Origin of the sequence: Saccharomonospora xinjiangensis XJ-54 (assembly GCF_000258175.1) — a bacterium.
In the GTDB taxonomy this organism is placed as follows: Bacteria; Actinomycetota; Actinomycetes; order Mycobacteriales; family Pseudonocardiaceae; genus Saccharomonospora; species Saccharomonospora xinjiangensis.
Genome location: NZ_JH636049.1, coordinates 1,740,091 through 1,754,011 on the forward strand (window position 1 = coordinate 1,740,091; position 13,921 = coordinate 1,754,011).

General features: G+C 70.5%; 11 protein-coding genes. 1 reads left to right on the plus strand and 10 read right to left on the minus strand.

Annotated features, from left to right (window positions below):
• Window positions 1-4: 4 nt before the first annotated feature.
• The 3 genes from SACXIDRAFT_RS07325 to SACXIDRAFT_RS07335 form a co-directional block, all read right to left on the minus strand.
• Entirely contained in the window at window positions 5-1,783 is a 1,779-nt protein-coding gene (locus SACXIDRAFT_RS07325) for a DNA polymerase Y family protein (RefSeq protein WP_408640374.1), read from the minus strand.
• 98 nt (window positions 1,784-1,881) lie between these two features.
• Window positions 1,882-2,694, minus strand: coding sequence for a DnaE2-dependent mutagenesis accessory factor ImuA' (gene imuA' / locus SACXIDRAFT_RS07330; RefSeq protein WP_006237898.1), 813 nt, complete (start codon window positions 2,692-2,694; stop codon window positions 1,882-1,884).
• Between the two features lie 177 nt (window positions 2,695-2,871).
• The gene (locus SACXIDRAFT_RS07335) at window positions 2,872-3,993 is read right to left on the minus strand and encodes an epoxide hydrolase family protein (RefSeq protein WP_006237899.1); all 1,122 of its coding nucleotides are present in this window, start codon (window positions 3,991-3,993) and stop codon (window positions 2,872-2,874) included.
• Between the two features lie 62 nt (window positions 3,994-4,055).
• On the opposite strand from SACXIDRAFT_RS07335, the gene SACXIDRAFT_RS07340 reads away from it, so the two are divergent.
• Complete coding sequence (locus SACXIDRAFT_RS07340; protein WP_006237900.1) at window positions 4,056-5,039, plus strand: helix-turn-helix transcriptional regulator; 984 nt, start codon at window positions 4,056-4,058, stop codon at window positions 5,037-5,039.
• Between the two features lie 43 nt (window positions 5,040-5,082).
• Here the strand turns inward: SACXIDRAFT_RS07340 and purH are convergent, their stop codons facing one another.
• From purH to SACXIDRAFT_RS07375, 7 genes are all read right to left on the minus strand, one after another.
• A complete protein-coding gene (purH, locus tag SACXIDRAFT_RS07345) occupies window positions 5,083-6,666 on the minus strand; it encodes a bifunctional phosphoribosylaminoimidazolecarboxamide formyltransferase/IMP cyclohydrolase (protein WP_006237901.1) in 1,584 nt (527 codons plus the stop codon).
• Window positions 6,663-7,280, minus strand: a complete 618-nt coding sequence (purN, locus tag SACXIDRAFT_RS07350; protein WP_006237902.1) for a phosphoribosylglycinamide formyltransferase — start codon at window positions 7,278-7,280, stop codon at window positions 6,663-6,665. The genes purH and purN overlap by 4 nt, the downstream gene beginning before the upstream one ends.
• A gap of 71 nt (window positions 7,281-7,351) precedes the next feature.
• On the minus strand, window positions 7,352-8,551 hold the full coding sequence (locus SACXIDRAFT_RS07355; RefSeq protein WP_006237903.1) for a cell division protein PerM: 1,200 nt from the start codon (window positions 8,549-8,551) through the stop codon (window positions 7,352-7,354).
• Between the two features lie 104 nt (window positions 8,552-8,655).
• Window positions 8,656-9,483, minus strand: coding sequence for a DUF5336 domain-containing protein (locus SACXIDRAFT_RS07360; protein WP_006237904.1), 828 nt, complete (start codon window positions 9,481-9,483; stop codon window positions 8,656-8,658).
• A 248-nt stretch (window positions 9,484-9,731) separates the two neighbouring features.
• Window positions 9,732-10,619 carry a succinate--CoA ligase subunit alpha gene (gene sucD / locus SACXIDRAFT_RS07365; RefSeq protein WP_006237906.1) on the minus strand — a complete coding sequence of 296 codons (888 nt, stop codon included), beginning with the start codon at window positions 10,617-10,619 and terminating at the stop codon, window positions 9,732-9,734.
• 5 nt (window positions 10,620-10,624) lie between these two features.
• Entirely contained in the window at window positions 10,625-11,794 is a 1,170-nt protein-coding gene (gene sucC, locus SACXIDRAFT_RS07370; RefSeq protein ID WP_006237907.1) for an ADP-forming succinate--CoA ligase subunit beta, read from the minus strand.
• A gap of 231 nt (window positions 11,795-12,025) precedes the next feature.
• Window positions 12,026-13,816 (minus strand): hypothetical protein, encoded by a 1,791-nt coding sequence (locus tag SACXIDRAFT_RS07375; protein ID WP_006237910.1) that lies wholly within the window; start codon window positions 13,814-13,816, stop codon window positions 12,026-12,028.
• Window positions 13,817-13,921: the final 105 nt, after the last annotated feature.

Genomic DNA, 13,921 nt, shown 5'->3' on the forward strand with positions numbered 1-13,921 from the left:
TCCGCTAGTCGTACGTCCCCTCCACCACCCACGCCGGACCACGGCCTGGTTCGGCGCTCCACCGGAGCAGGAACGCTTCCACCTGCCCTGCCGACTCACCCGGCCCTGCCGACTCACCCGGCCCTGCCGACTCACCCGGCCCTGCCGACTCACCCGGGCCTGCTGCTTCACCCCGCCATACCGGCTCGCCCCGGCCCGCAGCCTCAGTCGGCTCGCCTTGTCCGCGCCGTTCGGCGTCGAGCACCACTTGCAGGCGAGCATGCGCACCCTCGCCGTCCGGTGCCCACCAGCGGGCCTGCACCACCCATGGCCCCGCCCACTCGACGACCTGACGGGGACCGCCGTCACCGAAGGCCACCTGAGACGGGGCCGCCGTGACCTCGTTGCGCGCGGTGATGCCCACCTCTGTGCCGTCGGCTGCTGTCACGACAGCGGCGGGAGGCGGGTCGTGGACCGTGGCAGGGGACGGAGCGGGCAGCCGTCCCGGCCACGGCGCGTCGCCCTTGTCGGCGGGCTCGCCAGGTGAACGCCGCTCGCCCCACGGCACCAACCGCACCCGTTCGCCCGGCCCCCGGCCGCCTTCCAGCACAGCCGTGACGACACCCTCCGGGCCCAGCAACCCCTGCACATGCACCAGCGACCTGCCCGCGCGGTCGGACTCGGGGGTGTGCTCGGCCGCGCCCCCACCCGGCCACAACCCCAGTTGCAGCGACTCCCCCTCCACGAGCTCCTCGGGGACCAAGCGCAGCAGGCTCACCCCCGCCGTTGGGCGGTTGCCGTCTCCCGTCCGCAGCCAGCCCTCGAACTGCCAGCGGACGCGGTCGGCGACCCCGTCCGCGGTGAGTGGCTCGGCACAGCGCCAGACCCTGCCCAGTTCCTCACCGTTCTCCGTGGTGGCGTAGATCCCCAGCCGAGTGCAGGCCAGTCCCCGTGCGGCCAGCCCGGAGTGGAACCGCGTCGCCAGTGTCCTCGCCGTGAACGCCGCCGTATCCACCCGATCCAGCGCGGGGTCGAACGACTCGACGAGTTCCAGTTCCGGCGGTGGGGTTCGCCGGAAGGGCGGCCGTTCGTCACGGCCTCTCGCCAGCCGGTGAGCCACGAGGCCGGTCAGGCCGAACCGGGCTGTGACGTCGCGTTCGGCGAGCGCCGCGAAGGCACCGATGGTCCGCAGGCCGAGCCTGCGCAGCAGGTCAACCAGTTCCGCCCGTTCCGATCCTGGCTGGTCGAGTTCGGCGATGTTCAACGGCGCAAGGAACTCCGGAGTGGCACCGGGTTCCACGAACACCCCGCGTTGTGCCGCCACTGTGGCGGCGAACAACCCGTCGGCGATACCGATCTGACACTCCACACCCGCGTGAGCGGCGACGTGGTCCATCAACTGTTCGGCAAGCGGCAGTTCTCCCCCGAAGTAGGCGGTGGCCCCGCCGACAGGCACCGCCACGAGCCCCGGCCGCACGACCTCGACACCGACGACGAGTTCCTCCACCGCCGAGGCAACGGACTCGAACAGCCGCGCATCCCTGTCCTCGTCGGCGGTGAACACCGTCAGCTCGGGGCACCGTGACTGCGCCTCCCTGCGGCGCATCCCGCTGACGACCCCGGCTTTGCGGGCAGCGGGAGAGCACGACACGACGCGGTTGCCCGCGACAACGGCAGCAGCGGAAGCGCTGTGGGGAGACACCCTCGCCGAGGCGCAGGCCGCCACCACAGACCAGTCAGGGCACCACAAGACCAGCCGCCGCGCAGGGGCGGAGAGGGACACCCCTGAAGGTGCGGAAGGCACAGAAGATCCTGAAGACACCGCCGCTCCCGAAGGCACGGAAGGTGCCGACGACGCCGAAGGCGCTGATGACACCGGGGATCCTGGAGGCGCGGTCCTGGTCATCCGACCTCCCTCACCGGCAGTGCCGGAGCGGGGACGGCCACACCGGCGACCGTGGTGGAGGAAGCAGAGGAAGGAGCGGGCCCAGACACCCGTGCCACGCCGTCCGGCCCCGGCAGCAATACCGTGGCCCGTGTCGGCCGAGCCAGAGCCGCCCTACCTGTGGCTTCGACTACCACTTCCCTGGCGCGCAGGTAACCGTAGCCGCCGTCGGTGCCGGTCCACCGCACCGTCCGGCACCTCAACTCGACTTCCGCGCCCGGCCACGCTCCGAGGGAAAGCAGTACCGCGCCACGCTGCCGCGCCCTGGCCGACAACCGCCGCGCGAGTGTCTCGCCGCCTTTCCCTTGAGGAGGACGCGCCGCCACGAGGTCGAGCCCGTCGAGCAGGGCGGCGGTGACCGCCGGGAACTCCGCGCCAGGGTAGGGAACCAGCGCGAACCTGCTGAGTTCCACCCCGAGTTCCTCGGCGGCCACCAAGCCCAGCCGCGGCAACCCCACCACCGCGGCCCATGACCCCCGCGCCGTCGCCTCGGCGAGCAGGGTGAGCAGAAGTGACGTCGAGCCCCTGACCGACACCGTGCTACCCCGGCGCAACCCCTCATGGGGCAGCAGCCCGGCGAGAGCGGGCGCCACGGGGAGCACCTGCCCCGCCGCCTTCGCGTGCACAGCGGCATCGGCCACAGCGCTGGCCGTGCTCACCCCCGGCAGTGACGCCAGCCGAGCGACGGTACCCCTGGAAACTCCCGTTCGCTCTGGCCGGAACCTCGTCACCGACCCCTGGGATACGCCCACGGGCGAGCCTTCGGACATCGACCTCACCTCCCCTCACACCGACTTCGCGTCTGCCGATCCGGAAGCGAATCGACGGACGTGGGTTACGCCGCGGGGAAGACGGCAATCGAACGCATGTTCGACAGCCTCAGTAAACGACGGTGCCCCCGCACTGTCAAGCGGGGGCACCGGGTCGAGTGATGCAGAACGCGCTGCTCAGCGCAGTGAACCGAAGAACTTCCTCAGGTCCGCCACCATCAGGTCGGGTACCTGATGCGCTGCGTAGTGACCACCGCGCTCCAGTTCGGTCCAGTGCACGAGCTTCGAGTGGTCCCGCTCGGCGAAACGCCGGATCGTCTGGAAGTCCTCCGGCGGCATGGCCAGCCCCATCGGCACGGCGGTCGGCTCGGTGGCAGGTTCGACGCGAGCGTTCTCGTAGTAGAACCGGGCCGCCGAGGCCGCTGTCCTGGTGAACCAGTACAGCGTCACGTTATCGAGCGTGAAATCCGGGTCCACGGCCTCGCCGAAGAGCTGCCCGTTCCACGCGAGCTGCCCGACGGGCGAGTCCTGCAACGCGAACGCCAGCGTCTGCGGCTGCTGCGATTGCAGCGTATTGAACGCGCCCATCTTCTCCCAGAACCAGTTCAGGTGCTTCAGCGCGGCGGCCTCCTGCTCGGAGAGATCCGTCATCTCGGCGGGATCGCCGCTCGGGAAGGAGAAGATCTGGGTGACGTGCACGCCGACCACGTTGTCCGGGGCGATCCTGCCCACCTCGGGCGACACGATGGACCCGCCGTCGTTACCCACGGCGCCGTACCGGGTGTAGCCCAGCCTGCTCATCAGCTCGGCCCACGCCGCCGCGACGCGCCGGACGTTCCAGCCCTTCTCCTGCGTCGGCCCAGAGAACCCGAAGCCGGGCACCGACGGAATCACCACGTGGAACGCCTGCGAGGGGTCGCCGCCGTGCGCCCTCGGGTTGGTGAGCGGCTCGATCAGGTCGAGGTACTCGACGAACGAGCCTGGCCAGCCGTGCGTGAGGATGAGCGGCAACGCGTCGGGCTCCGGCGAGGTGACGTGCAGGAAGTGGATGTTCTGCCCGTCGATCTCGGTGGTGAACTGCGGGTAGGCGTTGACCCGCTGTTCGAACGCCCTCCAGTCGTAGCCGTCGGCCCAGTACTCGGCGAGCGTGCGCACGTAGTCCACGGTGACGCCGTAGTCGCCGCCCACGCCGGGAAGCTCGTCGGGGAACCTCGCCGCGCGGACCCTGGCTCGCAGGTCGTCCAGGTCGGCCTGCGGAACGTCGATGCGGAAGGGGCGGATGTCGGTGCTGTTCGTCATGTCTGCAAAGCTACGGCGCCTTTAGGCACACTTCGTTCCTAAAGAAGAGGGACACTGAAAAAATGTTGGAAACTTCGGCACGCCTGCTGCGACTGCTCGCCCTGCTTCAAACACCGCGCGAGTGGCGGGGAACGGAATTGGCCACCCGGCTGGACGTCTCTCCTCGCACCGTGCGCAACGACATCGAACGGCTCCGCACGCTCGGCTACCCCGTCCACGCCACCCGCGGTTCCTCCGGCGGCTACCGCCTCGAAGCGGGCGCGAACGTGCCGCCCCTGCTGCTCGACGACGACGAGGCGGTGGCCGTGGCCGTCGGTCTCCGCACGGCCGCGGGAGGCAGCATCACCGGCATCGAGGAGACCTCCCTGCGCGCGCTGGCCAAACTCGAACGCGTCCTGCCCTCACGGTTGCGGCACCGGTTGAACGCGCTCACCACGTACACCACGGCCGTACCGAGGGACGACCGCGGCCCGACCGTGAACGCGGACGTGCTCACCACCCTGGTCACGGCGGCACGCGACCACGAGATCCTTCGCTTCGACTACCGCGCCCACGACGGCGAACAGTCCCGGCGCATCACCGAACCACACCGGGTCGTCACGTGGGGGCGGCGCTGGTATCTGCTGGCCTGGGACGTCGAGCGCGAGGACTGGCGGACCTACCGTGTCGATCGGATGACACCGAAGATCCCCACGGGGCCACGGTTCACCCCGCGCGAGATCCCCGGTGGCGACGCGGCCGCGCACGTCTCCCGTGGCGTGTCGTCGGCGGCGTGGCGCCATCGCGCCAGCGTCGTGGTGCACGCCCCTGCCGCGAAGGTCACCGAACGCCTCTCCCCCGCCGTCGGCGTCGTGGAGGCCATCGACGAACACACGTGCGTGCTGCACACGGGCGCCGACACGGTGGAGGTCCTCGCCGTCTATCTCGGCCTGCTCGGCGCGCCCTTCGAGGTCACGGACCCACCCGAGCTGGTGGCACACGTGCGGGAGCTGGCGTCCCGGTACGCGGCGGCGACCCCGTCAGGAAAGAACGAGGTCGGCACCTGAGCACGCGGGGATTTCAATCGACGTCCTCGGGCATCCGCAGGTGTCAGTGGGTGAAATGCCGGGTTCCGGTGAAGTAGACCGTGGCTCCCACGGCCTCGGCCGCGGCGATCACTTCCGCGTCCCTCACCGAACCGCCGGGCTGCACCACCGCGCGCACACCGGCGTCGAGCAGCACCTGGAGCCCGTCGGGGAACGGGAAGAACGCGTCCGAGGCCGCCACAGCGTCCTTCGCGCGCTCGCCTGCCCTGCTCACGGCCAGCCGTGCCGCGTCAACGCGGTTCACCTGGCCCATCCCCACACCCACGGTGGCCTGGCCGTGCGCGAGCAGGATCGCGTTCGACTTCACCGACCTGATCGCTCGCCACGCGAACGCCAGGTCGGCCAGGGCCGCGGCGTCGGCGGGCTCGCCGGTGGCGAGTGTCCAGTTGGCCACGTCGTCGCCCTCGGCGTCGATGCGGTCGGCGGTCTGCACGAGCACACCACCGGAGATCGGCCTCAGCTCCGTTTCCTCGGAGCCGAGGCGATCCGGAAGGCGCAGCAACCGGATGTTCTTCTTGCGCCGCAACACTTCCAGTGCGTCGTCGTCGAAGCCGGGTGCGAGCACGACCTCGGTGAACACGTCCGCGATCTGCTCCGCCATCTCCAGGGTCACCGGCCGGTTGGCCGCGATCACCCCGCCGAAGGCCGACACCGGGTCACACGCGTGTGCCTTCCGATGCGCGTCGGCGATGTCCACCCCCACCGCGATGCCGCACGGGTTGGCGTGCTTGATGATCGCCACGGCCGGGTCGGTGAAGTCGAACGCCGCCCTGCGCGCCGAATCGGTGTCAACGTAGTTGTTGTACGACATCTCCTTGCCGTGCAACTGCTCGGCGTATGCGAGGCCACCACCGTCCTTGCCGCGGTAGATCGCGGCCCGCTGGTGCGGGTTCTCGCCGTAGCGCAGTACGGCGTGACGCTGCCAGGAACCACCGAGGAAGCTGGGGAAACCGCTCTCGCTCGCCTCGGCGTCGGGCGCATAGGAACTCGCGAACCACGACGCCACCGCCGTGTCGTAGGCGGCGGTGTGTGCGAAGGCCTCCGCCGCGAGACGGCGGCGCTCTTCGAGGTCGAACCCACCGTCACGCACCCGCTGAAGCACCCAGTCGTACCGCGACGGGTCCACGACGACCGCGACGCTCGCATGGTTCTTCGCCGCCGCGCGCACCATCGCGGGGCCACCGATGTCGATGTTCTCGACGCAGTCGTCCGGCCCCGCCCCCGATGCGACCGTGCTCTCGAACGGGTACAGATTCACCACGAGCAGCTCGAACGGAGCGATGTCGAGCGAACGCAGCTGAGCGAGGTGGTCCTCGCGTGTCGTGTCGGCGAGCAACCCGGCGTGCACCCTCGGGTGCAGCGTCTTCACCCTGCCGTCGAACGACTCCGGGAACCCGGTGACCTCCTCGACCGGCGTCACGGGCACACCCGCCGCGGCGATGACCTTCGCCGTTCCGCCCGTCGAGACGATCTCGACCCCCGCCGCGTGCAGCCCGGTGGCCAGTTCCAGCAGCCCGCTCTTGTCGGACACACCGATCAACGCACGCCGCACGGGCCGCCTGCCCGCCTCCGGGGTCCGCTCGCTCACGAGAACCTCACCTTCCGTCCGTCCACAGTGCATCCGGCACGACCAAGTTTCGCGATGACGTCCACGAGAAGCCTGCGCTCCACGGCCTTGATGCGCTCGTGCAGCGTCGCCTCGTCGTCGCCCTGCTCCACGGCGACGGCCTCCTGCGCGATGATCGGCCCGGTGTCCACACCGGCGTCAACGAAATGGACCGTGCAGCCGGTGACCTTGACGCCGAGTTCCAGCGCGTCCGCGACGGCACGGATGCCGGGAAACGCGGGAAGCAGAGCGGGGTGCGTGTTCACGACCCTGTTGGGAAAGCGGGCGAGGAATTCAGGCCCGAGGATCTTGAGGAAACCAGCCGAGACGACGAGGTCGGGATCGTGGGCGGCCACGGCCTCGGTGAGGGCCTTGTCCCACGCCGCCCGATCGGGATGGTCGCCGACCTTCACCGTGAACGTCGGCACGCCGGCACTCTCGGCCCTGGCGAGTGCCCGCACCGCCTCGCGGTCGGTTCCCACCGCCACGACCTCGGCCGGGTAGGACTCCTCGGCCGCCGCGTCGAGCACGGCCTGCAAAAGAGTTCCCGAACCGGAGGCGAGGACCACCGTCCTCGCCCGCGCCGGAAGCTGCAAACGGATAGCCAGTGGGATCTCCTCGCCGGGCGTGCGCCGTGCGCACGGCAACTGAGCTGGTGACACCAACCCTAAAGGCCGCGCCGCCGACCTTGCCGCCGAGGGGTGCGACGGGAACTGGTGTTGCCGCCGGTCAGCCACGCCACGACGCTGCCGGGCACGACGACGAGCCCGAACGCGGTGAGCGAGAACACCTCGGCTCGCAGCGACACAGGGCTGTACTCACCGCCGCCGAGCTGGCCCCCTGTGAACGCCGCCACCACCAGCGCGCAGAACCCGCACACCACCCCCGCCACGACCACGGCACGCAACCGCGCACCGACGCCCCCTTCGACGTCCCGCAGAGACCAGCCGGCCAGCGCGCCGACGATCGCGGGAGCGGCGAGCAGCAGGGGCCACCACGAGCCGTACTCGGCAGGCAGACCCGCGAGCACCGGGATCGCGGGCACCGGGCCGGGCGTCATCGAGAAGGCACTCACCGACACCGCCCCGAGCGTGAAGCCACCACCGGTGAGCACACTCGACGTGAGCACCACGGCGTTCGGCACGTACGCGATCGACAGCAACAGCATGCCCACCGCACTCCCCGGGTCGGGGGAGAACGCGTCGAACAGCTTCCCCAGCGTTGACCACGCCGCCACCGTCGCCGCCGTGAATGCGATGGCGCCCAGCGCGACGACCGCGCAGAACGCGGCGAGGCCCGCACGCACCCCGCGCACGGCCACGGGGTCGAGCCGATCGAGCCACCACCCCGGCGACGCCGCCGCGACCCCCAGCAGGGCCGCGCCTGCCGCCAGTGCCGTCGGCAGCACGATCGCGTCGGGGAACCGCGCCTCAACGGGGGAACCGATGGACACGCCGACGAAGACCACCGCGGTGAGTGCGTGCGCTCCCGCGACCACACCGACCACGGCGATGCCACGGGACACAAACCCCGGCCTACTCCCGTCGAGGTCGTCGAGCCGGTAAACCGCCGACATCGCGGCGCGGAAGACCAGCAATCCGACGGCGAAAGTCGGCAAGAGTGGCAACACGCCGAGCGGTGCGCCACCGATGTCGAGCGGCACCTGGTACGCGGCCAGCCACGCGGGGCACGCGGCGGCCAGCACACCTGCCGGGGAGAACTCAGTCCCCGGCGCGAGAGCCATCACGACGACAAGCACGCTCGCCACGATCGCGTACCCGGTGACGACCGGGCCTAACGCGGCGCCGACGAGCACCCGGACGCGGTCGAGTCCCACGCCCCGGTCGCCCACGGTCGGTCTGCCCATGCTGGGCACCCTCGCACCCGTGCCCGCTCACGAGGGTGAGCCACGCCGCCACCGAGGACACGGTGGGACGGGGCTCACCCTCGTGAGGATTGCGGGACGACGGATCAACTGCCGGACGAACCCGTGCTGCCCTGCTGGCCGGGGTTCGACTCGCCGGGCAGCTGCTGGAAGAACTGGCCGTGCTGCGGCGCGTAGGCGGTGGGCTGCTGCTGGGGCGGCTGCACCGGCTCAGCGAACTTCGTCGGCTGGGCCATGCCACCCGAGGACTCCGACGACGAACCGGGCTGGCCGGGCTGACTGTGCTGGCCGGGCTGGCCCGGCTGCTGACCGGGTTGACTCTGCGGGGCGCCGCCGAACTGGGAGTGCTGGGGCTGTCCCTGCTGCGGCTGGTGCCCCGGCACAGGCCCCTGCTGCGGCTGACCGAAACCACCGGTCTGCGGTGCGAAACCCTGACCGTACGGCTGGGGCTTCGCGCCACCCGGCTTGAGGATCCCCGCATCCAGCAGGTAGGCCGCCACCGCGGTGCCCAGCTGCGCGAGACCGAAGATCAGCACCAGCACGCCGCCAGCGCCGAGGCCATCGACCTGGAACACGGTGAAGAGGTAGGCAAGGACGACCCCCACCGACAACACGGCGGGCCACGGACCCGGCTTCGCGTCCCCCGGCAGGTAGCCGATCACGGCGGTCACACCGGCGACCAGCAGCAAGGCGGGAATCCAGCCCAGTCCGGCCTGGTAGAAGCTGTTGTCTCCGCCGACGTTCGCGAAGGCGAGGAAGAGGTTGAGCACCCCGAGTCCGCCCGTCGCCAGCAGCAGGATCTGCGGCAGCGGCAGCGCCGCACGTCCGGTGGACGGCGCCCCCGGATACGGCTGGTTCGTCTGCTGCGGGCCCTGGCCCGGGTATCCACCCGGCGTGCCGCTCGGGAAGGTCATCCGTGATCTCCTGTCGTCTCGAGCTCGAAGAACGCGCGGTCGGCCGAGGCGCGGTCCGGACGTGCACGCCACGGTCGCACCCGACGGTGCCGATTACTCGCCCACGCTCTTCGACGCGGCGGGACCGCGCGCGGTTTCGACGTTCCGCTGCCCTTTTTACACAGGTCGGTCCTGACACGGAACGGGGCCGGGCACACCCGTGCCCAGCCCCGTTGTCCTCCCGAGAACGCGGACGGTGCCGTCCGTCCTCAGAGTGCCTTGTACAGCTCGCGCGCGAGCTCGGCGGTCTCGGTGGGGGTCTTGCCGACCCGCACACCGGCGGCCTCGAGGGCCTCCTTCTTCGCCTGCGCGGTGCCGGACGAACCCGAGACGATCGCTCCGGCGTGGCCCATGGTCTTGCCCTCCGGCGCCGTGAAACCGGCGACGTAACCGACGACGGGCTTGGTGACGTTGGCCTTGATGTACTCCGCCGCGCGCTCCTCCGCGTCACCGCCGATCTCACCGATCATCACGATGACCTCGGTCTCCGGGTCAGCCTGGAACGCCTCGAGCGCGTCGATGTGCGTGGTGCCGATGATCGGGTCACCGCCGATGCCGATGGCCGTCGAGAAGCCGATGTCACGCAGCTCGTACATCATCTGGTAGGTCAGCGTGCCCGACTTCGAAACCAGACCGATCTTGCCGGGGCCGGTGATGTCGGCCGGGATGATGCCCGCGTTGGACTGTCCCGGCGAGATGATGCCGGGGCAGTTCGGGCCGATGATGCGCGTGACGTTGCCCTTCGCGCAGGCGTGGGCCCAGAACGTGGCAGAGTCGTGCACCGGGATGCCCTCGGTGATCACGACAGCGAGCGGGATCTCGGCGTCGATGGCCTCGATCACCGCGTCCTTCGCGAACTTCGGCGGCACGAAGATCACGCTGACGTCGGCGCCCGTCTCCTTCATGGCCTCGGCAACCGTGCCGAAGACGGTGAGGTCCTTACCGTTGATGGTGACGGTCTGCCCCGCCTTGCGGGCGTTGACGCCACCGACGATGTTCGAGCCAGCCGCCAGCATCTTGGTGGCGTGCTTGGTGCCCTCGGACCCGGTGAGACCCTGGACGATGATCTTGGATTCGCTGTTCAGGAAAATCGACATGTCTTTCACGCACCTGCCGAAGCCAACTCGGCGGCTTTGTCGGCCGCGCTGTCCATCGTGTCCACCAGTGTCACGAGCGGGTGCGCCGCCTCGGCGAGAATGCGGCGGCCCTCCTCGACGTTGTTGCCGTCGAGCCGCACCACGAGCGGCTTGGTCGCCTCGTCACCGAGGATCTTCAACGCCTCGACGATGCCGGTGGCCACCGCGTCGCACGCGGTGATGCCGCCGAACACATTCACGAACACGCTCTTGACGTCCGCGTCGCCCAGGATCACGTCGAGCCCCGCGGCCATGACCTCGGCCGAGGCGCCGCCACCGATGTCGAGGAAGTTCGCGGGGCGCACACCACCGTGGCGCTCACCCGCGTAGGCCACGACGTCCAGCGTGGACATCACAAGGCCCGCGCCGTTGCCGATGATGCCGACAGAGCCGTCCAGCTTCACGTAGTTGAGGCCCTTGGCCTTGGCCTTGGCCTCGAGCGGGTCCTCCGCCTGCACATCGACGAGGTCCGCGTGCTTCGGCTGGCGGAACTCCGCGTTGTCGTCGAGCGTCACCTTGCCGTCGAGGGCGACGATCTCGTCCTTCGGGTCGCGCACCAGCGGGTTCACCTCGACGAGCGTGGCGTCCTCCGCGACGAACGTCTCCCACAGCTTGACGACCACCTCGGCCGCCTTCTCCCTGACGGCTTCGGGGAAGTTGGCCTCGGCGACGATCTCGCGAGCCTTGTCGAGGTCAACACCCGTGAGGGGGTTCACCGGGACCTTCGCGAGAGCCTCGGGGCGCTCGACGGCGAGCTGCTCGATCTCGACGCCACCTTCGGCCGAGGCCATGGCGAGGAAGGTGCGGTTGGCGCGGTCGAGCAGGAACGAGAAGTAGTACTCCTCCGCGATCTCGGACGCCTCTGTCACCAGCACACGGCGCGTCACATGTCCCTTGATGTCCAGTCCGAGGATCGCTCGGGCCTTCTCCACCGCCTCGTCCGGGTTCGCGGCGAGCTTCACACCGCCCGCCTTGCCCCGGCCACCTGTCTTCACCTGAGCCTTCACAACCACCTGGCCGCCGATCTCCTCGGCCGCCCGGCGGGCTTCCTCAGCCTCGCCGACCACGGTTCCGGGCAGTACCGGGACGCCGTGGGCGGCGAAAAGTTCTTTCGCCTGATACTCGTAGAGGTCCACTACTTCAGTCTCCTGACGACACGCCAATGTGGTTTTCGAGAAACCGTGCTGCCGGACGCCGTTGACCCTATCGACCTGCCGAGGGACGACGTCGCCCACGTCAGGTGAACTCGGTCACCGCACCCCTTCTGAGCTGGGCGGTGTGGCGAAAATCGCGCTCGGAAACGCCGCTCGTGAACACGGTGCGCCCGGTGAGGGTGGCGCCCCCGGCATACCCCGGCGGCCACCCTGTCATGCCCTGCGGTGACCCCGAACGGCGATCACCGCGCACACCCCCAGCGCCACGACGGCGGCGAGCGAGAACCACAGCCCGAGACCGGCCGACGCCCCTTCGACCTCACCCCCGACCAGAGGCACCGTGGCCGCGCGCAAACCCACGACACAGGCCGCGCCTGCGAGCAGCGCCGCAGCCCGCGCCGGCCTGCTCCTGGCCGCGAGCGCACAGCCACCGGTCACGGTGAGCACGGCCGCGACGAGGCCCCAGGTCGGTGGCCCCACCTCCGACAGCAGTCCCGTCTCGACATATCCAGGAGCCGTCACCATCGGAGTCGCGAACGCGGCGACGCTCAGCACCGCCGCCGCCGTCAACGGGGTGAGCATCCGAAGCCCCACCCCTGAAATGCCGCCACCTTCGATTCCGGGCTCCTCCCCGTACTCCTCGTCGAGGTCCTCGCGCTCCACAACGCCGGCCAGCACGGAGCAGCACACGGTGACCAGCGCCGTCACCATCGCCAGCCACGCCCACAGCACGCCGGGACCCGAACCGATCGACCCCGCCGCCAGGTGCTCCCTGAACGCGGGACCGCCGGGGCCGGCCAGCGAGAGCACGGAGGGGGTGTAACCGCTGGTGAGGGCCGTGTCCAGCACGGCTGCCGCGGCGAGGGGGACACCGACCCAGAGCATCGACACCACCGGCCGCACCGCTGGCGCGAGGCGGCCGGAGAACAACGCGAGCCCCACGATGCCGAGGAGCAGCCCTGCGGCGAGCAGCAGCCACCGCGCCGGGCTCTGCGGCGCGGGGCCGCCCCCGCCCAGCTCCACCTGCGGCAGCAGGGAGCCTGCCACCGACAGCACCCCGGTGATCACGGCGAGCACGCCGGTGGTGATCTCCAGCTTTCGCCTGCCCGGAATCGTGGTTGCCGCACCTTCCGTGGCACTCCCCGGAGAGTTCCCCTCCCCGTCCGAGCCGGCCCGGAACGCGCCCGCCGTCACGGCCAGTCCTGCCGCGCCCACGACGGCAAGCACCGACCCGGCACCGACCTCGAGAGACGACATGGCAAACGCCGCGACCAGCGACGGCAGCCCTACAGCCGCGAGCGCCAGTGCGAGACCGCCCAAGCCGCCGCGCGCCACCGGCACTTCGCGAGCCCCCGCCACGAGCAGTACCGCGCCGACCGGCAGCGCGAGCGCACACAGCACACTGCCGACGAGCTCCACGGACGGACCTTCGAACGCGTTCTGCGCGAGCAGGTACACATCGGCCGAGTAGAACGGTGTCATCACCAGCCCGCACGCCCCTGCCACCGCGGCAGGCAGCGCGACGCGGACGTACCGGCGACGCCAGGCCGCGACGGCACCGCCGGAATCGGCGGGGTCGGCGAGGCCGGTGAGACCGGAGCCGTCGCCGGTTGCGCCCCATTCACTCCGTAACGCGGCAAACGACAGCAGACCCGCGATCAGGACAGCGCCGTGGCCCGCGAGCAGCGCCCACAGGCCGAGCGCCGGTTCCGGCAGTGACAGGTCGGTGGGCAGGTACAGCTCGGGCCGGGATGCGACCGAAGGGTCCACGACGAGTTGAAGATCCACCAAGGCCGCTCCTGGCGCGAGCAGAGCCGCGCCGAGCAGGACGGCGGCGCCAGCGGCACGGTTCGACCGCGCGACGAGCAACCCGGCGAGCAGAACCGGCGCGACGGCGAGCGCCACGAGCAACGGGGCGCTCGCGAAGCCCCTCTCCGTGCCCTCCAGCGGCCGGGCGACACTCCCGAGGACCCTCAGCCCGGTGCCCGCGAACGCGAAGGCCATCGCGGCGCCGAGCAGCGGACGGCCGGGGCCGGACGCCGCAGGGCGGGACGGTGAAGCTGACTCCGGTGCGGCGGCGGTGTCTCCGCGTCGTGGTCCGATGATCTA